The sequence below is a fragment of the Stieleria bergensis genome, assembly GCA_007745635.1.
Lineage (GTDB): Bacteria > Planctomycetota > Planctomycetia > Pirellulales > Pirellulaceae > Stieleria > Stieleria bergensis.
The window spans coordinates 2,432,919-2,454,950 of sequence record CP036272.1; the positions used below are offsets into that span (position 1 = coordinate 2,432,919).

General features: G+C 55.2%; 18 protein-coding genes. 2 read left to right on the forward strand and 16 right to left on the reverse strand.

Features of this window, described 5'->3' with window-relative positions:
- Window positions 1-5 precede the first annotated feature (5 nt).
- From SV7mr_RS25185 to SV7mr_RS25190, 14 genes are all read right to left on the reverse strand, one after another.
- A complete protein-coding gene (locus SV7mr_RS25185; RefSeq protein ID WP_419188252.1) occupies window positions 6-3,569 on the reverse strand; it encodes a PSD1 and planctomycete cytochrome C domain-containing protein in 3,564 nt (1,187 codons plus the stop codon).
- A gap of 211 nt (window positions 3,570-3,780) precedes the next feature.
- On the reverse strand, window positions 3,781-4,521 hold the full coding sequence (locus tag SV7mr_RS08255; protein WP_419188253.1) for a tetratricopeptide repeat protein: 741 nt from the start codon (window positions 4,519-4,521) through the stop codon (window positions 3,781-3,783).
- Between the two features lie 8 nt (window positions 4,522-4,529).
- Window positions 4,530-5,069: a hypothetical protein gene (locus SV7mr_RS08260; RefSeq protein WP_145270948.1), complete on the reverse strand. Its 540-nt coding sequence runs from the start codon at window positions 5,067-5,069 to the stop codon at window positions 4,530-4,532.
- A complete protein-coding gene (locus SV7mr_RS08265) occupies window positions 5,062-7,155 on the reverse strand; it encodes a type II and III secretion system protein family protein (protein ID WP_419188254.1) in 2,094 nt (697 codons plus the stop codon). Before SV7mr_RS08265 ends, SV7mr_RS08260 begins: the two co-directional genes overlap by 8 nt.
- Window positions 7,156-7,639: 484 nt before the next feature.
- Window positions 7,640-8,896: a TadE/TadG family type IV pilus assembly protein gene (locus SV7mr_RS08270; RefSeq protein WP_145270950.1), complete on the reverse strand. Its 1,257-nt coding sequence runs from the start codon at window positions 8,894-8,896 to the stop codon at window positions 7,640-7,642.
- Between the two features lie 37 nt (window positions 8,897-8,933).
- Entirely contained in the window at window positions 8,934-9,959 is a 1,026-nt protein-coding gene (locus SV7mr_RS08275) for a TadE/TadG family type IV pilus assembly protein (protein ID WP_419188255.1), read from the reverse strand.
- A complete protein-coding gene (locus SV7mr_RS08280) occupies window positions 9,956-10,291 on the reverse strand; it encodes a DUF192 domain-containing protein (protein ID WP_145270954.1) in 336 nt (111 codons plus the stop codon). The genes SV7mr_RS08275 and SV7mr_RS08280 overlap by 4 nt, the downstream gene beginning before the upstream one ends.
- A 3-nt stretch (window positions 10,292-10,294) precedes the next feature.
- Complete coding sequence (locus SV7mr_RS08285; RefSeq protein ID WP_145270956.1) at window positions 10,295-11,233, reverse strand: type II secretion system F family protein; 939 nt, start codon at window positions 11,231-11,233, stop codon at window positions 10,295-10,297.
- A gap of 12 nt (window positions 11,234-11,245) precedes the next feature.
- The gene (locus SV7mr_RS08290; RefSeq protein ID WP_145270958.1) at window positions 11,246-12,103 is read right to left on the reverse strand and encodes a type II secretion system F family protein; all 858 of its coding nucleotides are present in this window, start codon (window positions 12,101-12,103) and stop codon (window positions 11,246-11,248) included.
- 5 nt (window positions 12,104-12,108) lie between these two features.
- The gene (locus SV7mr_RS08295; protein WP_145270960.1) at window positions 12,109-13,506 is read right to left on the reverse strand and encodes a TadA family conjugal transfer-associated ATPase; all 1,398 of its coding nucleotides are present in this window, start codon (window positions 13,504-13,506) and stop codon (window positions 12,109-12,111) included.
- Window positions 13,503-14,756, reverse strand: a complete 1,254-nt coding sequence (locus SV7mr_RS08300) for a CpaE/TadZ family protein (protein ID WP_145270962.1) — start codon at window positions 14,754-14,756, stop codon at window positions 13,503-13,505. The genes SV7mr_RS08295 and SV7mr_RS08300 overlap by 4 nt, the downstream gene beginning before the upstream one ends.
- Window positions 14,753-16,651, reverse strand: a complete 1,899-nt coding sequence (locus SV7mr_RS08305) for a CpaB family protein (RefSeq protein ID WP_145270964.1) — start codon at window positions 16,649-16,651, stop codon at window positions 14,753-14,755. The genes SV7mr_RS08300 and SV7mr_RS08305 overlap by 4 nt, the downstream gene beginning before the upstream one ends.
- A 167-nt stretch (window positions 16,652-16,818) precedes the next feature.
- Complete coding sequence (locus SV7mr_RS08310) at window positions 16,819-17,184, reverse strand: class III signal peptide-containing protein (protein ID WP_419188256.1); 366 nt, start codon at window positions 17,182-17,184, stop codon at window positions 16,819-16,821.
- Between the two features lie 456 nt (window positions 17,185-17,640).
- Window positions 17,641-18,066, reverse strand: a complete 426-nt coding sequence (locus tag SV7mr_RS25190; RefSeq protein ID WP_419188257.1) for a DUF2946 domain-containing protein — start codon at window positions 18,064-18,066, stop codon at window positions 17,641-17,643.
- 438 nt (window positions 18,067-18,504) lie between these two features.
- Between SV7mr_RS25190 and SV7mr_RS08315 the strand changes: the two genes are divergently transcribed.
- Both SV7mr_RS08315 and SV7mr_RS08320 read left to right on the forward strand, forming a co-directional pair.
- The gene (locus SV7mr_RS08315; protein ID WP_145270968.1) at window positions 18,505-19,524 is read left to right on the forward strand and encodes a DUF1559 domain-containing protein; all 1,020 of its coding nucleotides are present in this window, start codon (window positions 18,505-18,507) and stop codon (window positions 19,522-19,524) included.
- A complete protein-coding gene (locus SV7mr_RS08320) occupies window positions 19,521-19,943 on the forward strand; it encodes a carboxypeptidase regulatory-like domain-containing protein (protein WP_145270971.1) in 423 nt (140 codons plus the stop codon). The genes SV7mr_RS08315 and SV7mr_RS08320 overlap by 4 nt, the downstream gene beginning before the upstream one ends.
- 88 nt (window positions 19,944-20,031) lie before the next feature.
- On the opposite strand, the gene SV7mr_RS08325 is transcribed toward SV7mr_RS08320, so the two are convergent.
- Together SV7mr_RS08325 and SV7mr_RS08330 are read right to left on the reverse strand one after the other, a co-directional pair.
- Window positions 20,032-20,820 carry a PhzF family phenazine biosynthesis protein gene (locus SV7mr_RS08325; protein ID WP_145270973.1) on the reverse strand — a complete coding sequence of 263 codons (789 nt, stop codon included), beginning with the start codon at window positions 20,818-20,820 and terminating at the stop codon, window positions 20,032-20,034.
- Between the two features lie 454 nt (window positions 20,821-21,274).
- Window positions 21,275-21,658 (reverse strand): class I SAM-dependent methyltransferase, encoded by a 384-nt coding sequence (locus tag SV7mr_RS08330; protein ID WP_419188258.1) that lies wholly within the window; start codon window positions 21,656-21,658, stop codon window positions 21,275-21,277.
- Window positions 21,659-22,032: the final 374 nt, after the last annotated feature.

The following is a 22,032-nucleotide window of genomic DNA, read 5'->3' on the forward strand; positions in this document are numbered from 1 at the left end:
ATGGATCATCGTAGAAAGATAAACTCCTTGGTGTTAACAAGCACGTGAGCGAAGTTGCTCCAGAGTTGTTCATCATTGGTGGGAACGCCGCGTGTCTTGGCTTGAGCCAGAAGGTAGTTCACCGCGACTTGTTGTTCTTGATCGGTCGCAGGACGCCCGAAGCCGGAGAGGTACATCCAGTTGACGCGTTGTTCCAGGGCAGCCTGATCATCACCGCCGATCTGCTGGATTGCCCGGTGCCCCCACTGATTGGAAAGTTCTGCCACAAGCGGATCGTTCATCAAGATCAAAGCTTGTGCTGGAACGTTGGAAACATTGCGTCGCCCCATGGAACTAAATGGCACGGGAGTGTCGAACGTCAACATGAACGGAGACAGGAAGTTGCGGCGGACGGACAGATAAATGGATCGCCGCCCTGCTCCATCCAACGGCCCACTCTTGCCTGGACGCCCGCGGCCATCCATGAACGCAGTCAGGTGAACGGGGATGGGTGGACCAAAGGCTGTGGAATCCAGGCGACCGGAAAGCGCCAGCAGCGAGTCACGAATCACTTCGCCTTGCAGACGCCGCGGAGGTTGGTGATGCCAGAGCAGGTTTTTCGGATCAGCCTGCAGTGCGGCGTCGCTCGCATGACTGGACAGCTGGTAGGTTCTTGAAAGAACAACGTACCGAATCAATGACTTGATGCTTTGGCCTTGCTGGCGGAATTCAGTGGCCAAGTGATCGAGCAGTTCTGGATGCGTCGGACGTTGGCCTAGGACGCCAAAGTCGTCGGTTGTCGGAACGATTCCGCGGCCCATCAAGTGGTGCCAAACACGATTTGCGATCACCCGTCCAGTCAATGGGTTGGCAGGATCGTTGATGGCCGCGGCGAGTTCGACCCTTCCACTGCCCTGGGCAATCGATAGCGGCGCATTTCCGGAGATGGCCGTCAGGAAATGCCTCGGTTCTTTGTCGCCGGGCTTGGAGGCATTGCCGCGAATTAGGATGCGATCGTCTTCGCCGCTGCCGTCCAACATCGCCGGAGCAACCTGCGAACGTCGCACGATCTGCGCTGCGATCGCGTCACGTTCGGCTTTCCAAGCACGCGTGATTCGCTGAGCTTCGATTTCGGCAACGCTCAGTTCACTTGGCACGCTCTCGTTTTCGGTGACAAAGGTCTTGAACACGATGTGATCAATTCCGATATTGCCCCAACCGGTGCGGTGATCGTCAACTACTTGGATCTGTGCGGTCTTCCCTGCAAAAGCACGCAGGTCCCAAGTGTTCAGCGACATTTGGTTGTTCGCTTTGCCGGTGACGGAGAGTACCGGTTGACCGTCGATCAAAAGGTTGACGCAGGTCTTGCCTTTGTGATTGCCGCCGCCGACCAGGAACTCCATCAGGTCAAAGTCAATCTTAAACTCAGCTGAGGTCAGTGTGCCCGTTAGGTGATCGCCTTTTGCGACATCTCCTCCCGGTCGAATGTTGTGTGAGTTGACAAAGAACTTGCCGATCCCATTGATTCGTCCTTGATAAGGTGCAATGGTTTCCAGTGTTTGCGGAATCGTTCCGAATGCTTCTCCGGTGACTTTCCAGCCCTGGTAGGTTCCGTTTTCAAAGTCAGCAAAGATTCGTTCTTCGACTTGCTGTTCGGTTTGGGTTTTCAGCAGTTTGCTAGCGGTTTCTGCGTAGGCTTGATAGGGGCCGTCAATGGCGGCTAGCTTGCGGTCGATCTCTTGAAGTCCCGGCCCCGTTAAACCTTGCGTGATCAGACGCACGGAGAGCTGTGAATCTTTGGCGGGGATGAATTCCAAGTGCAATCGATGGTCGAGGTAGCGCGCTAAATCCAGTCGGACCCAGCGTTGGCCCGCTTTCACTGGAACCACGGTCTGTTTGTGTAGAGGGCCAGCGACGAGACGATGCGAATCAACGCAGGCCACGATGTGCCCTGTTCCTTCGACCAGGCAGTGAACGTCGCCGTGTTCGAGTTGAAAGGTTGGGGATCGGAGTGTTCGGCCGCTCTTGGGAAGTCTCGCCACGGCGCTACTGCTGCGAACGGTTCCGCTGGTGACCGACTCCAGACCGTTCCAGATCAGGTCATTTACCGCCAGGGAGGCCGTGGCAACCTGAACATTGCCTTCCGGGGTGAGTGACAGATCGCCGGCACGCTGGGGGGCGACTCCAAACACGTGGCCGTCTTGCCGGAACTCTCGCTGAGCTAAGTTTCCAAAGTCGACAACGATCGAGGGATCAGTTAGGTAACTGGTTTGATTTGGCGATTGTAGCCCCTGGGATTGGAGCAAACCGATGAGTTGTTCTTGGTACTTCCTGTTCACAGACGCCAGTTGCTGGGAAAGACGTCCGTTTGCTTGCATGGACTCAAAGCGGACTTGGCGATAATCGCTGCTTTGTAAAAAGCCTGACAGCGAGTAGTAGTCAGCTGTGGAAATCGCATCGAACTTGTGGTCATGGCAGCGCGCACAAGCAACCGTTACGCCGAGGAACGTTTTTGACATCACGTCTAGCATGTTGTCGAATCGATCCGCTTCGTCCTGGCGAATGTCCACCGGTGAATGCACCCACTCACCTAAGAACCAAAACCCTGTGCCCAGCACCGATTCATTGAAACGCTTTTCAGGATGCAAGCGAGGCTGATCGATCAGATCTCCGGCAATGTGCTCACGAACGAATTGGTCATAGGGGAGGTCGGCGTTCAATGCGCGGATCACATAATCGCGATACTGATACGCGTTTGGCGTGTCGTTATCAAATTCGTGACCGCGAGATTCTGCATACCGCACCAAGTCTAGCCAATGGCGTCCCCAGCGTTCGCCAAAGTGGGCCGATTGCAGAAGTTCATCGACGACGGTTGCCAACGCCTGCGGGGAGTCATCGGCAAGGAACGCTTGCACTTGCTCCGGAGAGGGCGGCAAACCAATGAGATCGAAAGAGACACGTCGTAGGAGTGCAGAGCGATCCGCATCTGTGGTCGGTGAAAGCCCAGCGGCTTCAAGCTTTGCTAGAACGAAGTGATCGATCGCGTTCTTGGGCCACGACTGATCGTTCACTTGGGGTGCGGCGGAGTCCTTGATTGGTTGCCAAATCCAGAACTCGGACTTGCGTTGCTGGAGGTCAAAGTTGGGGCGATCAGTAGCTGCTTGGGGAGCGGCTTCGTTGGGCCACCGAGCACCGCTGTTAATCCATTGGACGAAGATGTCGATCTGTTCATCTGGCAGCTTGCCTTTTGGAGGCATCTCATAGGATTCAAAGCGAAGTGCTTCGATCAGCAAGCTGCTTTCGGCATCGCCGGGAACGATCGCTGGTCCTGAGTCGCCACCGTCGACATGGGCCTGGCGGCTGTCCAGTAGCAAGTCGCCTTCAACGCGTTCTGCGTCCACGCTATGGCACTGATAGCAATGCTCAACCAGCAGTGGTCGAACTTTCTTTTCAAAGAATTCCAGTTGCTCAGCGGTGGCCTCAGATCCCTCGACGGGCTGTCGTTCATCGGCATGGACGATGAACGCTTGAGTTGTCATTAAAACGACCGCAAACCACTGAACTGCTGTGGCGATTTGACTCACTGACATCACGTTTCCCAATCAAGAACTCTGCCCACTGAGGAACTCATTTAGTGGGACAGCGTACTACATTATCTTTGGGTTAACGATGTTGTCGAGCACAAAACGGTCTCAACAGACGAGCGTCTGCCGATCAAGTTGTCGTCGTAGCGATCAGGATTGAGAAAACGGAGAGATCCTATCGTGCAGAGCCATAAAAGCTTTGACTTTTGTATCTCGTTCAGTGCGTTTTAGAAGGTTGGCGGCGGGCCGTTAACACGCGCTGCCGGTTGAACTCAGCCGTCAATGCGTTTTGCATTTCAATGGCCTGGACAGGACAGTTGGGGCTGGATGTGGCCAGAGCCAGCTGTTCCAGAGCGCCTTCAACGTCATCTGATTCAAGATCCAGGATTGCCAAGTTGTGGTGTGCTGCGGCAGTCCCGTAGAGGGTCTCGAATGCGTCAAACGCTTCTCCAGGTTGCTGGGCATGGTAGAGCAGAACCGCGTTCGTTGCGGCGAGGCGTTGGTCACCAGGGTGAGCCTGAGAACCTAGTTGGATGGTTTGTTGAGCATCAGCCAGCCTGCCTGCCTCCAGCAACGTCCAGGCCAGGTTGTTGTAGACATCGGCGGAGTCATGGCCTCGCTGCATCGCCGATCGGTAACGCGCGATGGAGGCAGGTGTGTCACTGATTTGCGCATAAAGCGGAGCGAGTTGCAGGTCAAACGGTGGACGCTTGGGCTTCAGTTGTTCCGCTTTCTCATAGAGCTTGATCGCTTCGTTGGCATGGCCTTTGGCGGCAACGGTCTCGGCAGTTTGCACACACATCTCATACTGCTCTGGCAGTCGTTGCGGCAGCAGACGCGAGTTGGTGGTTAGCGGTTTGAAGAGTTCGTCTTCACGATGGCCGCCGCGATTCAGCAGACCGCAACCGGAAACCACCAGGCACAGTGCGAGTACGAGGCCGTTTTTGGGCGTTAACATTTGCATGCTCAGTAAGCTCCCTGGTAGGAGTTAAAGACTTGGCCAGCGCCACGAGAGCCTGAACGGTTTTGACCACCACCGCGTCCCGTTGCAGCGGTTGCTCGTTCTGCCCAGGCAGCGGAAACGCCCAAAGCCGGCGGGATACCGATCATTGCATTTAGCGGAGCGGCCCCCATTGCTGAGAACTGTTCCACAACGTGTTCGAGACGAAGTTGATCCAGGTTGGGGTTGGTCGTTTTTTCAATCACAACGACCGAGTTTGAAAGGCTGCCCGAATGCAATAAGCGAAGCAGTCGTTCCTTTGCTTGCGGTCCGATTTCTAAGCTGTCACCGACGAAGTCGCAGCGGTAAAGCACGGTTTGATCAATCGCGGCGTTTCCAACCTGCGCCTCTTCCCAGCGGCAGAGCTTTGCACCCGCTGGTTCTGGCACCGAACCGGCACAGTAATCCGAGTGACAGTCAAGCCAGTTTTTTCCGTGGCGTTGGTGGCAACCCGTTGCAGCTGCCAGCATTGCGATCAGTAGTACGGGGGCGAGTGACTTATTCATTTTCAGGTCCCTCCTGTGAATCGCTGAGGCGACCTTGATAGCCGTGTAATGACGACTGGTTCATGGGATCAACTGGAATGACTGCGTGCGGTCGACGTCCGACCGTGGGGCAGCAGCGATCCGTGGGGCCAATTTGGCCGACCATGTATCTTTCCGGACAGTTGTGTTCGGCATGGACCTGGCGACCAAAGTCGGTTCGCACCGAAGCTCGGTAGTCTCTGTTCCGCCGACTTTCAAGGCGGTTGGCAATGTAGAACTCGATGTCGGTTGGTTCATGAACGTCCGTTCCCGGCATGGCTGGCCATTGACAGGAATCGACCGGAGCGACCAACTGTGGTGTGACCAGAATCACCAATTCTTGCTCGCCGCCACTGGTTCGCCGGGTTCCGCCGGTCGTGCCAATGATTGGCAGGTCGCCCCACAGCGGGATGCGTTCGCTGCTGGCACCAAAGTTTGATTGCAACAGCCCGGCCACCGCAATCGTCTGGCCGCTGCGAAGTTCAACGGTGCTGGAAAAATTACGACTGTTCAGTCCACTGACCTGTGTCCCGCCGCCACCACCACCTCCGCCGCCGATGTTCGTGCCAACGGATTCATCACGAGCACTGACATTTGCATCGATTTGCAAACGAATCACGTCGCGGTCTTGGATAAAGGGTGTGAACTGGAGCTGAACACCAAAGGGGACAAAGGACACACCTTGCAAGTTTTGTCCGTTGCCACCTGATGAGATCACCGGAATTGGAAAGCTACCGCCAGCCTGGAAATCTGCAGACTGGCCATTCATGGCCACCAGGTTGGGCTCGGCAAGCGTTCTGGAAAGGTTCATGTTGCGAAGGGCTTCGATGGCCAAATCGACTTGCCCCATGTCAAGCGACGCCAAAATGTTTGCATTCTGTGATGTGCCTTGAGCCAAGGTTTCAAACACTGTGAACCCGGCATCATTATCGACTGAGAAGTTCAGTCCAATGCTCCGTGCAGCCGACCGATTGACTTCTGCCACGGTCACTTTTAGCATCACTTGCTGTTCACCAACGACTTTCAGTTGGTTGATGATTCCAGCTTGAGCCAGGGCGATGGGATCGATGGCTCGGCGACGAAACGCAGCGGCTTCTTCGGAGACTAAGGGGTCGATCGTGTTTTGAAAGTTGAAGGTTTCGGCAACCGCCAGCGATCTGGAACTGATGGCGGAGTCATTTGCTCGGCGAAGTCCCGTCGCAACGCCGCGTGCTCCGGTCAGCACTTGCAGGATCTGCGACATTTCAACGGTGTCGGGAGTTTGTCCGCGGACAATCAGGCGGTCTTCAATCTGATCCAATTCGATGTAGCTGTCGGGGAATTTTTCATTGATCTCTTGGGCGAGCGATTCGACGGGACGAGCCATGATCGGATCGGCGTAAACGCGTACCAGGTAGCTAACCGTGGTTTGTCCTGAGGGTGCGGTCGGATCATCGAACCACAGAATCAAGGTGGTTGATCCCTGTTGCAGACCGGTCACAGCGATTTCTTTCCCGCTCACACGGTCAACGATCTCTGTCCGCAACACGTCGCTGTCCGGGACGTAAACTCGCGTGGGAACCTGTGTCAGTTGCAATACCTTGGGTCGGCCTAGGACTAGATTCAACGGAATCTCGGGATCGATTGTTCCCTGAATGAAGCGATTGGCTTGATCAACAGCTTGGGTCGATGGCGGCGGAAGCACCAGTTCCGGTGGAAAGCCACCCTGGATCCTGGAACGCGTCTGATTCCCAGCTTCGCTCGGTTGAGACTGTGATTCCGCTTGCGGTGTGAGCAACGTCGGATTGCTTTCCGCTGCGGAGGCAGGTGGCAGTTCTGGGACTTGGACCGGCATCGCCGCCTGGACTGTGGCGACCGTTTCAGTGGGCTCGGCAGTCCCAAACGCGACGGCGTTCTTGACTTCGGTTGTCGCCTGAAGTGGCACCGACGCTGGAACCTGGGCGATCTGAAAGTGGTTGATGGGATGAATGGGAACCATCGGTTCCTGTCCGTTTGCCCCGGGCCAGGGCGCCCCGCAGAGGATCGCAGCCAGAAGGATGGCTCGCCAATGAACTGACGTAAATTTCACGACTTTGTGGCCTCAAACCCTGGTTTTTCGCTGCTGAAACATAACCAGCAGCGTGCGTGTTCGTTGGGATTGCATCAGCGCATGCTGATGTACTAAGTCCGACCACCGGTGTACTTCGAACAATCGTCATTATCCGAACCGTTCTTTAATCGGGGCTAGCTGATTTAGTTGAACACCTTGCAATCGCTAGGTTGGGACGCTGGTCTCTTCAAAGTGCATGGTTTATCGCGATTTCATCGAATCGGAATTGGGTTCGTAGGGTGCCATGCTTGCACCACCAATACATCTCTCGATCAGCAAGCACTCATTGATGTTGTGGCTCGGTAAGATAGACCGGTCAGGTGGAATTTGCGGGCGCGTTGCGTTCGACCACGAAACGCAAGACGCGAAGCGGAGCGTTCGCCAAGCGGCCTAACTGGGGCGTTTCATTGGGGCTGCAGGTTGCCAAAGAGACGCAACACGAAACGGTTGCGGGGTTGAAGGACTACTGGATCGTGCGCACCAATACCGGCCCACGTTCAACGGAGAGATCATCGCGAGTACGTTGTTCGCGGTACTCGTCCAAAACTGCATCACGTGTGTCGGCATCAAGCTCACGAAGCACATGCCAAGCATCTTGCAGACGCGGGGATGCGTTCTTCTGTCGCGGTTCATCGGTCGGATCAGTCACCAACCGAAAGCCGATCACGTAGAATTCACCGTTGATCTCCGAGAGGATCGGGACGTATCCCTCTGGAACGTCTTGTTCATCCACGGGATTTTCGGGAACGATCGTGGCAGTTTGCCCGATCGAAAATCGTGGCTCGGTGATGCGGTACCACTGTGGTGGATCGCCGGGGAGTTGGGCATCGTCTATGACTGCGTAATCGATGGATTGATACACCGCGTCATCCGTTGATGAGCCGACATGGGCAATGGGCTCCATGTCGGCGATGGCAGTCGCTCTGACGGTGACTCCATCTTGGCGAATGTCATAGGTTCCTGGAGGGCTCTTGCTAAACCATGCCAAATGACCGATCAGCAACGGGCTGCCAGCGCCGCTTGAACTAATGTCCGTCTGTCGATCTAGCGAGTTGGCGATTCCAGACCGCAGGGGTGTCTTGCGAAGACGTGCCAAAAACGCCGGTCCGTTGTTAACCTGGAAGTCATCTCTGCTGTAATCGGACGTCTCACCGTGATCAATAGGCAACCCGGTTTCCTCATCATCATGTTTGTAGGTGCCCCGCACCAAATCACCATGAGGCTCATTGCCTGAGTTCAATTCAGGGCTGGGACGGTAAATGTATTGCGGGCGAGTGTTGAGTAGATTGGCGGTGCCACTGCCGTCACCCAATTCATAAGTGTCCACGCCCAGGTCCGAGGTGCCTGTCAGCCTGACCAGCGACTGATCTGGGCCGGCGCCTAAGCGAGTCGGGTTTTCTGTTGGATCCAAATCGTCGTCAAAGACATTCTGGATCAGTCGCTGTGCGTTTCGCCGACCGAGATCTTGATCAGGATCTTGATCGAGATCATCGGCCTGTTCTCCTTGTCGCGCGCCCTCTAATGCCGCTGAGTTCACCGCCGTTTGCATTTGCCGCCTTGACAGCAGGACAAAGCCAAAATCCATTGTTAACGCCATGATGCCGATCATCACGATCAGCATCAAGAAGAACACAATCAAACTTTGCCCCCGACGCGCGCAAGCACGCTGGCGTGGACTCAAAGCGAGGCGATGGTTGTCGTGTGATAGGTAAGATTGCATGATGGTTAACAGGGCTGATCTTGGCGAAACGCTTGCCTTACTCAAACACTTCACGTCGATAGATTGCTTGGAAACTCATCACGGTTCGATAGGGACGCACGGTGCGAGTCAGGACTTCGAGTTCCCCGAGGCCAAATTCTCCGCCGTTGGGTTCGGAGCCGTCCTGTTCATCGGTGTCCCCCAGGCCCAGAGGGTTGTCCTGTGTCGTATCAACCATGGAATAGCACTGCGAAAGATTCTGGCCAGACGCATCATTGACACTGCCGGTCACAACAACGATGCCACCATCAACACGATTCAGCAAACCGGTGGACTGAGCGGGGTAGTTGATGCGGAGCGCAACCATTCCCGGCTGGAAATTGCCATCGTCAGCGGGAGCCGAATCATAGGAGAGCTTGAAGGGGCCTTCGCTCGGTGTATTCGCGTCGCCGTCATGGTCAGCAAGGATCTCTTCGACCGGTTTGACCCAGCGCACAATGGTTTCGGAGGCACTGCGAACGGAGCTGGGAAATTTGGTGTCGTCTGTCTGCGTCGAAGCGGCGCCATACTGGACCAGCGGGATCAAGACGGTGAACGGAAAGTTAGGATCAGCCCCAGTGCTGATGTTAACAATTGCTCCTGGGTATTTTGTGACTCCCAAACGGTAGTCGCGAACCATCGCGGGCACCATGAGACGGTTTAAAAGAGGGAGTTCGCTGGCGCAGAAAGACTGAAAGTCTCCATTGTAGGGCGTGCCACTGCCCCACTGCGAATCGGGAATGACCAGGAATTTCTCGTCGTAGATCTGTTCTTTAAACCGTTCATTGTCGCAGACATAGTCAGCGCCCGTACACAGATCGAATCGTCCCAGTCCCAGTTCTTGGTCTGGTGGGAAGGGCATGCGGGCGATCTCCTGTGCTCCCACATCGACAGCCTGCTGCAGCACGTTGGCTTGAAAGAAAAACAATCCCAGGCTAATCGTGCCGCCGATGATGATGACAATGATCGGAATCAGCAGAGCCAGTTCCAGCATCGCTTGGCCGGTTCGTCTGGGACCGCTGTGTCGCTGAGTCGGGATGTTCATGGCTGCAGTTCGACCTTGGCACCGATGGGCAGTTCGATCGCCGGGTCGACAATTTCGATCACGCTGGCAGTGCGTTGTGACGGGATCGCCACACGCCATGGTTTGACTCGCTTGCGCGACTCCAAAACGGTTCCATCGATGGCGATAAAGTAGACGTCGATCGTCACTCGCATCCACAAGGTGTGAATGGACGTGCAAGGCTTGATCCAGAGAGCAAAACCTGGCGGGAATTGTTTCCGAAGCATCAGCCCCACAAATCGTTGCCATGGATTGCTGGCCAGGTTGGCGTCGGCGACTAGGGTCTGTCCCGTTTCTTGGTCGATGATGCGCATGTTTCATTGTCCTGTGGCCCCGCGAAAGGTTTGTCCCATCGCACCAAATGCTTCGTACACCATGGGGCCAATCAGCACGACAAAAATACCTGGCAAAAAGCCGATCACCATGGGGGCGACCAAGAGTGTTGGGACTGCCATGGCTGCCGCACTGGCTTTTTCGCGGCGTCGTGAACGCATCTCACCCGCTTGGATTTTCAAGGTTTCTCCTACGCCGGCGCCGACTTGTTCGGCTTGAACAATGGCAGAGATAAAGGTCGAGAACATCGTCACTTCGACACGACGCATCAAACGGCGGAGTGACTCGATGCGTGAGCGACCGGCTAGGTTGTCAGCTTGAAAGGTGCGCATTTCGATGGTCAGTGGGCGATCCTTTGAACCGGCAATCAACACCTGCTCAAGCGCCGAATCGAATCCTACGCCAGCTTGTGAAAGCGTGTTGAGCAAATCGAGCAACAGCGGCAGGTCCTGTTCGATCTGTTGAACTCTTCGGCGCCGGACTGAACGCACTACGAGTGTGGGAGCCAAGGTCAGGACAACGACAAAGAACCACGGCGCTCCCAGGACGAACGGAACCATCACGTTGCCAACGCCGCCAGGAATCCCGCCAACGGTATCGGCAGCCAGGGCAATGGTGCCGGTGCGATAAAGTTGGTACCAAACACTGCTACCAAGTAAAAACATGCCTGCTGTCGCGGACCAAAAGATGACCGATGCCCAGCGTCCGCGATAGCCAGCACGAAAGAGCCAAGCCTGGATGCCAAACATCGGTTTGGCATCCAGTCGTGATTGTCGCTCCAACGCTTCACGCACGGCTTCAGCTTCTGCTTCATGGTCGTGTAGGCGTTCACTGACCGACCAGCGCATGGACACATAGTGCCAGAGGGTCACGCCGGTGAGCGAGAGGACGATCATCGAGAGAGCGAATAATGCTGGATACATGATCAGGGAAACCTAAATCTTGGGTCGGCTGATTCGGGAGATCATTGCGATGCCCAAGCCTTGCATGACCAGGCATGCCGCGATCAACCATGACCCTTCGGTGCTTAGCAGAAATGAGACAAAGCGTGGCGGGTCAGCCTGCCACATCATCGCCGCCATAAACCAAATCACCGTCAGCACGGTGATGGTTGTCATTGCACCTTGAGTGCTTAAGGTGCGAAGTTGCCGGGCGATTGCCAGACGATCTCGGATCGTGGTTCCAATCGCGGATAAGGTGTGTCCAAGCTCGCCACCCATTCTCCAGTTCACCGTCAAGGTGGTCGAGATCAGACGAAAGGTCTCCGTCGGCACGCGCTGGCCAAGCAGTTGAAAGACGTCGGCAGGTGAATCGCCCAGACGAAGACGTGCGACCATTTCGGCAAGTTCTGCTCTTAATGGCATCGGCGTGTATTCAGACGCTTGCTGCAGCGAGGCCTGGAGGGAAGCACCAGCGCCAACACTTGCGACAAGCACATCGATGGTATCGGCAAGTTGTGTCTCCATCCGCGCCAGTCGCCACTGGTAAAGCCAAGCATCAATTTCTGCTCCAATGAATCCAAACACAACGATCAAGCCGGCGGAAATGTTCAAGGGAATCTGCCAGTACCAACACACGAGGCTGCCGATGGGCACGACAATCAGCCAAGGCAAGAAAAAGCTGCGTTCGGCAAACGGGACGACTGCCTGCTGTTGGTCTGCCGATCCGGTCTCCGCGCCAACAGAGAAGAGTCGTTTTCGTACCTGATCACGTTGGAGTGCCCGATACCAATAGGCAGCGATACCAGTGACAGCAATCAACAGGAAGCTCACGGGAAGCAGCGCATTGTTCATTCAGGTTACCTCGCAAACCAGCTGCGATCGATTTCCTGAACACCTCGAGCGACTAACTCGTCGACAACACGAGGCACGACGCCGGTTGGCTCGTATTGACCAACGATGCGGTTCTCCTGTCGACCGGTTGGCTTGAAGACAAAGATATCTTGCAACTGTGGTGTCTTGCCTTCAATGCCCACTACCTCGGCGATGCGCTGGACTCTCCGCACACCGTCTTCGTACCTGCGAACATGGACGATGTAATCAATGGCTGATACGGCATGTTCGCGAATCGCTTGGGATGGCAGGTCCATGCCCGCCATCATCACCATGGTTTCCAGTCGGGCAAAAGCATCACGCGGACTGTTAGCGTGGATGGTGGTCAAGCTGCCATCGTGGCCGGTGTTCATCGCCTGCAACATGTCCAGTGCCTCGCCGGCGCGAACTTCGCCCATCAGAATTCGATCGGGTCGCATTCGCAGGGCGTTGACGACCAAATCACGTTGGTCAATCTTCCCCTTGCCTTCTGAATTGGGTGCTCGTGTTTCCATGCGAATCACATGCTGTTGATTGAGCATCAATTCCGCTGCATCTTCAATCGTAATGACGCGCTCTCGATCGGGAATGGATTCTGCAATCGCCCCCAGCAAGGTTGACTTACCACTGCCGGTACCGCCGGTGACAATGATGCTTTTGCGATGCTGCACAATGACTTGCAGGAACTTGCCCATCGTTGGCGAGAGCATTTCCAGTCGGATCAAGTTGTCTCGCGTCAATCGGCGTCTGCCAAAGCGACGGATGGAAAGTGTTGGACCATCGATGGTCACCGGTGGTAAGGTCGCATTGACACGGCTGCCATCTGGCAAACGAGCGTCGACCATCGGCGAAGAGGTGTCGATCCGTCGTCCCACTCGAGAGGCGATGCGAGAGATGATCCTGACGAGGTGCTCGTCGTCTCGGAAACGAATGTCTGTTTCCTCCAGCACGCCGAAGCGTTCGACAAAGACATTGTCATAGCGATTGACAAGAATGTCGGTCACCGCAGGGTCTGCCATTAAGGGAGCCAGCGGGCCGGTTCCCAATGTTTCTTCGAGCAGGTCCGTTGCCAAACGAGTGCGTTCGTCGGCATTCAGTGGCCAGTCTTCTTGCTCCAGGACTTCGCCAACGAACTCATCGATCAGTGGTTTGAGTTCATTGTCACTTTGAGTCAGTGCGTCTTGACGATTGAGTTCATCAATCAATCGTTCGTGCAATTCACCCTTGATCGCTTGGTATTCAACGTTGCGATTAATACGTTTGGGTTCACTGCTGCGATTGGGCTCAGCAGGACCTGACGTTTCGCGACCGACTCGCAACCGATCCTTCGGGACTTCGATCGACTTGTTTTGAAGTCGCTCACGGAGCGACCGTCGATCGTTCATGCTGAGCCTCCCTCCAGGTTCCCGGCAACCGAAAGACGAGGTGACGACCGGAGTTGCGAATGATTGGTGCCTTGTTCGCCCGCCGAAGCTTCTTCAGGGCTCGTGGCCAGGGTTTCAATCTCGTCGGCCATGTTTCGAATCGCCTTTGCTGAGCGGTTCCAGCGGGAGGCGCTGGAGACAAACGGCTTGCCTGTGTTGGCGGCCAGTAGGATGCTTCGGTCAAATGGGAGCACGTAATCAATTTCGCGGTCTAGATATCGGGCGACTTCACTGACCCCAGGACCACCGGACCGAGTGGTGTATCGATTGAGCAAGACCTTTTGCTGGGCCTCGGGAAATTCGACTTCGGCTAACAGGTCAAAGTACCCACGCACCGTTTGAAGCGTTGGCACGACGTTTTCAACCACAACGATGGCACGATCACTCAGGTCTAGAATCGCCATGACGCTGCGATCGAGCAACGGAAAAGTGTCGACAATGACGTAGTCGTACGCTCGACGCGCCAGCAGCAGCACTCGAGAAAGGAACGCATCGTCAAACTCGGTTGCTTCGATCGCGTTGGTTGGAGCCGCCAAGACGTGCAGCCCCGATTCATGATGCGTCATTAATTCCTCTAGCAGTCGCTCGTCCAGGCGTTCGCGTTGCTGCCAGGCATCGGTTAGCGTGATTTCCGGACGCAAATTCAGCTGGGCAGCGCAGACGCCCATTTGCAGCGAAGCATCAATCAATGCGACTCGACCAGGGTGACGGCTGGCGAGTTCCGTTGCCACATTGACTGCGGCCGTGCTTTTGCCGACGCCACCTTTGTTGCTACAAAACGCGATCGTCCGGCCGGTTTGTGCGCGATGACGGCGACGAGGGGCGAGATGACGCTGCAGAATTTGTTGCAACTCAGTTACCGCGACGGGGCGACGGATGAAGTCTTCGACTCCCAGTCGCAACGCGCGCATCATGGTTGCACTCTCGTTATGTGAATCCGGCAGGCGATCGGCACTGTAAACGCCAACAATGATCGCGTCAGGGGCTGCCGCAATGGATTCGTCGACCAGCGTTTTTAAAAGTTCGAAGTCGTTGCCGATCTCCAGCAGGATCACGCCGGGCTGGTAGTCGCGTGCATCGGCGATCGTGCCTCGCAGGTCTTCGCGGACATGCAGTACAGGACGCATGTCGGAAAGCGACTTCACCGCCGCCCGAACCTCGTCTTCAAGGCCAGTCCCCAGGCAGTGAATTAAGACTTGTGGATTGCTCATTTGTCACCTCGAAACGCTTGTAGTTTGCGCTGTCCGCCAATCATCGTTTCCATCACTTGGATTTGGCTCAGTGGATCCGGATCAGAGGCCAGTTCGTTTGCAAACTGTTTTTGGCTGGCAAGCTGTGGTTCAACCGTGGCCCCTGCGTGTTGATCTTTGGGTCTCATTGGTTCGCTTGCTCGGGCAATGCAGAACACGGCTTCCTTCGCGGCCAATGCTTTGGTGATCCGTGAGATTTCGTCTGGCACGACGGCCAAGACAACTTGCTGACTTTCGACGTGAATCACCATGGCGCCCGTCGCCAGAAGTTTGTTGACGGACTTTGAACCGATGGAACTGAGCAATTGTGGCGAAACTTCGATGGCACCAAGAGCAGAGGTCAGGTCGACGCTGGTGGACGATAGCAAGTCGCAATGATTCCCACGCGAGAGTTGCGAAGCGCCTCGCAAGTCCTTGGTATCCAGAGTCAGTGCCATGCGGTCGTCGGGAATGGCAGCCGCGATACCGGGCGGCGAGCCAGCGGGCAATAACTGTGACTCTGCGATCTGGCTGCCTTGTTCCAGATCGACAGCTGCGATTCGGCCGACCCAGTTCGATCGATGCCCATCAACAAGGTCGCTGGCTGCGATCGCTTGGTAGGCAGGGATGTTGCTGATCAAGCTACCGCTGGGTAGTAAGTTGTCCTCAACGATCTGGCTGCCTTGTTGGAGGGCAACGGCGGTCACTCGGCCAACCCAGTTCGATCGATTTCCGTCGACCAGATCGCTGGCGGTGATGGTTTGGTAGGCATCGACGGGATTTACCAGACTGTCGCTGGGCAGTAAATCGCTTTCGCTGAAAATGTAGCCCGGCTCAATGGGACCACCGACGACACGGCCAATCAAGTCTTCGGGGCGGGCGATCCAGTTGTCCTGAATGTCGTCGGGCTGAAAGTAGTACTGTCGCAGGATTCCAGTGGTTGGCTCGGAAAGGTCGCTGGCAGTGATTGGTTGGAAAGCTTCAATCGCGATCGCCGAGGCTGGCATCGCGATGCGTCCGTTAAGGAGGTCAGCGTCGCGACTGTGCTGAGTCTCTTGGCCGCTGCGAGCGACCATGTGAATGGCTAGTTTGTCTCCCAACGCTTGCGTCAGCGGAACGGCTTCGGTTGGGTCGATTGCAATGGCTACTTGTTCAGCAGTGTTGTTGGATCGGCCGCGCCCGTCGGTGGCACCCAGGTTCATGCCTCCGCGAGTTGTCATGTCATTGCGATTGGTGACCGCAATCATTTGAGCATTCTGGGCCAGCACGCGCACTCCGTTGAGCGGAATTGGTTTGCCGTCACGGACTTTGATGCCACCCATCAGCAGGCCGTATTCTGAACCAACTTGCTGTGTCTCTTTCGGCAAGCTAGCCAGCAAGTCGAATCGGTCCCCGTTTTTCAGTAAACGCAGTCCGGCAACTTGTGAGGCGTCAATAAAGAAGCCCTGTTTGCCTTCGGGCACGCCGCCGGAGAGTCCGCTGCGACTGCCGGTTGGTAATAGATCTTGTTCGGTGATCCGGTTGTCAGATCCTAAATCCCTGGCCATCACTCGGCCAACGATCTTGTCCAGATTGGTGAACAGTTCGGGGTGTTGTTGAACGTAGTTTTTGGGCATCCAGGCGAAACTGTCGTCCTGCAATTTTAGATCGTAGATATCCCGCACCGAGATGGTGTCGAACGCTCGTAAGTCCTTAAGCGTTCGGACGACGGGGACCATGCCTTCACGGGAAGGCTTTTGGGGTTGAGTCTGCGCGGCTGTGAACCAGCCGGCTTGAGCTCCAATCGCATACGTCAGCACTCCGCCTACCAAGAGGACGCCAGCGATCACGACGACGCGAGGCAAGAGGTTGGAGTTTGTTCGTCTGCGGTTAACCATAGCTTTACTGCTGCGACGCCGTTGTCAGTTTTCGAATGCCACTGCTGGCCATAGATCATCTATCACGAAGCAGTTCAATAAAATAAAGCAAGCCAAGCGACCAAATCTGGCCACTTGGACTTGCATTTTGTTACACGTTTTCAGCACGAGGTGCGGTAAACAGTGTGTCATTCAGCAACGAATGTTTCGCCTGTAGCAGCGCCGATATCGCCTGCTGCGACCACGTTGTTCTCTAGATCACCGTCTGCGTCAGCGTTGCCAGTGATGGAGGCCCAGGAGACGGCACCATTGCCCACGTTGGCGCCAGCGCCATTGTCTTGAATGCCGGCGTAAAAGCCTGTTTCAATCGCATTGTTGTCGTCGCCGTGTGCACCGGGCAGCATGCCTGCACCGATCGCGTATTGGTCAGCGACCTTGTGGCCGAAGATGGAAACGGCAACCAAGGAGATCATTGCTACGGCAGCAACGATGATGATGTATTCGACCAAGCCTTGACCACGACGATTCTTTTGAGCAGCGAATTGCATTTTCATGATAGCTTTCCTTATTGGAAACGGTTTGTCTCGGGAGTGAGACGAAATTTGTGGAATTAGCCGCCTGACCATTGCACCACGCGACAGCGGCCAGCGAAGCCCGCGTGATGTCGAAAGCAGAGCGCGACAACGCAAACGACTGGGGGCATCAGCCAGCCCAGACCCCCACGGTCAAGCTAGGCTCGTAAGCCAAGCAGACCGAGTGCTTTCGAATGTTTCATGAATTGCGACAGCAAGTAGCACTCATTCAGATTGCAGTTGCTAGCCGCTAGCATCCCAAGCGAGTCGTTTCGCTAAGGAGTAGGAAAAGATGTCCCGGCGCGCGGAATCAGTTAATCTGGTTTGGTCGGACCGGTGACCAACTGCTCCGCACGCAGCGGGACGCGTTGGTTCATTTCCGAAGTTGTCGGTCGCCTTTTAGGCAACGTGACAACGCCAGACGTCAGCGTTGGAACATCAAACGCTGGCAGGTGGTCCGCGCGGCTGTGGGATCGCCAGAAAGCCGGCGCGGTAGAAGTTAGGGCTGACAATCGCAGGTTCAACAAGACAGTTGCCAGTAAGGACGGCATGGAACTTTTCCCAGCCAGCACCCAATGGTGCTTCCAGCGACTGGCACAACACACACGATTCTGAATCATGTGGCTCGTCAGTCGGATCCGGATCGTTCCCGTTCTGTTCTGCCGGCTTACTGGTTGTTGCTTGATGGTGCAGGCAACCGTGAGCACACGCAGAGAATTGTGGCTCATCCTGTTCCAGAGACTGGCCCGTCGGATGACCACATTTGTCACCGCATTGAGCAACGTGCAGCCAGGCTGGAGCGTGGCCGAGAAGGGCCAAGCAACACAGCAGCGATGCAAGCGTTGATTTCAAAGACGGGGTCATGTGAATGATTGTCAAAGGAGTTGAGTGATTCCAAAAATTTGGCACCTTTTGTGAACTCAGCTACTTATACGATGCTTACTACCTTTAGGTTCGTCAATAGCAGCTTAATCATTCCATGTTAATTTTGCGTGATGGTCAGATTCCCCGAGCGGTAACAGATTCGATGGTGAGGTGGTCACGGTTGGGTTGATCGATGTCCAGGCGTGGAACTGTTTGGCGATGGTTGGCCACTCTGCTAAATTGCTCTGCCGTCTGGCTGGGCGATTCTTTGAGGCCGCTAGGATTTTTCGTTCGGTGCTTCTGGCTGATAAACCAGCGAAATTAGGTCCTTTAGGCTTGCTCCATCTATACTAAATTCGCTCCCGTGCAATTTCTGGCTGGGGCGTCTGTCCGCCCAGCACAATGCCCTTTCTCTGCTCTCTTTTAAAGCTGCTTGAAATGCCCCGTTCGAAATCATCGAATGGATTTACGCTCATTGAGCTGTTGGTGGTGATCGCCTGTATTGGAATTCTCGTTGGGCTGTTGCTTCCGGCGACTCAGGCCGCACGCGAAGCGGCTCGGCGCACGGATTGCTCGAACCGGGTGCGTCAATTGGCTTTGGCAACTCAGATGCATCATGACACCTTCAAGTATTTCCCTCCTGCAAGGTATGAAGCACGTCCAGATGGTCCGCCTGAAAGCAAGTGCGGATTAGAGTCCCCCACTTGGTTGGCAAGGGTGCTGCCATTTATCGAGCAAGTGTCGTTGGGTGATCGCTGGGACTTTTCCAAAGCGTGGCATGAACATGACGAGGACGTTCGTCTGGTTGTGCCAGATGTTTTTCTGTGTCCCTCGCGGCGCAGTGGGACTAATCCGACCGGCTCGCGAAATCTGCGCACCACCGTCATGTCAGGAGGCGGGAGATTGCCGTGTGGATGCCCGATTCCGCCAAGGCCGACTGATGTGAGTTTAGACGTTTCCGGCGCGTTGTGTGATTACGCTGGCAACCATGGTGACCTTAGTCCAGGGGCGACTGGTGATCCGACGGACTTTTACTATGGTGGAAACGAGACAGGGGTGATCATCAGTGTGCGGCCTGAGTGCAGCGAGGGCAAGGCGATTGGCGCCGCTGATCGCATTCGCATGGCATCGGTGCATGACGGGACTTCGAACACGTTTTTGTTTGGCGAGAAGTTTGTGTCTGTGGATGGATTGGGACAGTTTCCGATCGATTCACCGGCTTACGATGGCGATCATTTGCCTGCATCCTGCCGTCTTGCCGGTCCTGGTTTGCGTTTGGCCCATGGGCCGACAGATCCATTGGCCGACATGTTTTCCTTTGGCAGTTGGCATCCTGGCGGAATGTATTTTGCGATGGTTGACGGAAGTGTCACGTTTATGACACCCGATACGGACACCAAGGTCTTAGGAGCGTTGTCGAATCGTCGCGATGCCCGTGTGGTGGAGATGATTCGATGACTGGTCGTTCTGATTGGCGGTTGGTCGGGGCCATGTTGCTCTGTCTGCTTTGTGGAGTGGTTGGCTGCAGTGGACCCGCTGGGCCAGCGAATGGATCGGTCCGGTTTGATGATGGCACACCCGTGACATCTGGGAGCATTGAGTTTCGTAATCGAAAAAGCAGGCAGCTCTATGCGAGTCGATTGACCAGCGAAGGTGCGTTTCAGCTTGCTGATAAAGAAGGCCGCTTGGGCTTGCCGCCAGGGGCATATGAAGTGGTCGTGGTGCAAGTGATCTTGACGGAGGATCTTGCCAAAGAGTCTCACACGCACGGGCAGACCGTCCCCAGGCGTTTCAACGACTACTACACGACAGATTTGGCAATGCAGATCTCTGAAAATCAGCCTGAGCCCTTGGAGTTGATCGTCCCCGTTGAATAGACGCGTTCAGTAGACTCGATAGAGGCGGACACGTTGGTCGTGCTGTGGTTGACGCTGGGTGTTGCTCTGGATTGGTTTTTTTCACGTGTTAGATTTGTAGTTCGCCCGCCATCACGGTTACCGCTCGACCGCCTAGTTCAACGCGATCATCATGCAGTTTCATGTCGACGCATCCGCCTCTTCGCGATGCCTGGAAACCACGCAGATGTTTTTTGCCGAGTCGAGTGCTCCAGTAAGTGGCCAGGGCGCAGTGAGCAGAGCCGGTGACAGGATCTTCATTGATTCCTGCTGAGGGTGCAAAGAAACGTGACAGGAAGTCGTATTCGGGAAAGTCGGATGGGCTGGTGACCATCAAGCCGCGGGTCTTGATCTCAATCAGGGCTTGGAAGTCCGGGGTGAGATCTCGTAGTGTTTTTGCTGAATCGACTCGGGCAAATAGATCAAAACGTGTCTGGCCATATTCCAGGACTTCACAGCCCAGGGCGGCGGCAAGTTTCGGCATTGGTGCCTGAGCTTGAACGGGCGTGGCGGGGAAGTCTAGCTTGATGGTTTCCTTTTCTTTTGACGCCGTGAGTAGGCCGCTTCGAGTGTGGAAACGGATGGGCTGTTTCGCGGCGGCGATGTTGTTCTGCCAAAGGACGTGTGCCGTAGCAAGGGTTGCGTGGCCACAGAGCTCGACCTCGTATCGGGGAGTAAACCAACGCAGGTGATAGCCATCAGTTCTGGTTTGGATGAACGCTGTCTCCGACAGGTTCATTTCTTCTGCTAGAGCCTGCATCCATTGCGCGCTTGCATCGGGCTTTAGAAGGCAGACAGCAGCCGGGTTGCCTTGAAACGGTTCTGCGGTAAATGCGTCTACGATAAATAGGCGATTCATCTGATTTTGGGTTTGCGTTTGAGGGTTGATAGGGTGTGTTTCATTGCGTTGCCAGAGTCACAGAAGCTTATGCGCAACGACGCGGATTCTGCGATAATCGGCATGCCACAAGCGGTCGCTGTACAGGTTGGGCTTGGCGTGGTCTTCGACCCGGTCCAGGAACTATTTTTCTTGTTCAGTGTTGAGATCGTCAAGCCAGTGAGAGCCGAACATTCGGACCCAGTCTCTTAGGCCATCATCGCCAATCAGCTCAGTTGGGCGATCTGTGATGGTGGCTTGAATTGTCTCCAGTCAGTGTGCTGCCAGGATTGCTGTAAACTCGGGGATCGATGGGAAGTTCCACGGGTGATTTCGTGTGCGGCCCAGTAAGTCGGCGTACGCTTTGTGGATCGCCTGTGTCAAGCGGCGAATGTTGCCAGAGCCTCCGAACTCAACGACTAGTTTGTCGCCAGGTTTAAGGACCTTGCTGAGGCAGGTAGTGACGTGGGCTTTGAATCCAGTGCAGTGCGGCGTTGGAGAAGACGGCGTCAAATGGTTGCTCATCGTAGAAGCGATGTGCGTCCTGCTTGCGGAAGTCTAGACTTGGGTATTGTTGTTTGGCTTGGTCGATCATGGTGGCCGAGGAGTCCATGCCCACCACCTGTGCGCCGCGAAGAGCGATCTGATGAGTCAATTGCCCTGTTCCGCAGCCGACGTCGAGTACTCGCATTTTGTTTTTCGCTTGCAGGACTTCAATCAGATCCTCGGCTAAGCGCCAGACAAAACTGTGCTTCTGATCATCTAGGTCAGGATTCCAGTTATCGCCGTGGTTCAAATCGGATGACGGTGTTTGTTGCATGATGCAATTTGAGTGGAGTGATGATCTGTTTGAGCACGGTCTTCTAAGAGTTCTCGCAGTTTTCCCTGACACCATTGGTCTCTTTGGGTTCACCGGATTGAGTGATAGCCAATGGATCTGATCCGTTTGGTTATGGCGGGAACGTCTTGGTGAGGTTCAGGAGTTGGTTCTTCGAGTTTTTGGGAATTTTATTGTCGAGAGTGTGCATTTGCTTGACGCCCGGTACTTCATCTGTCCTAATTGTTTTATGATCTTTTTCAGGGTGTGAAGATCCGCCCTTTGATTAAACGCATGGTACTGGCAGGTACGCGTGGCTTGGTCCTGCTGCTTTTCCTTAGGAACCTTGCGTTTATGTGTCGTGACCCTCGTTCAGA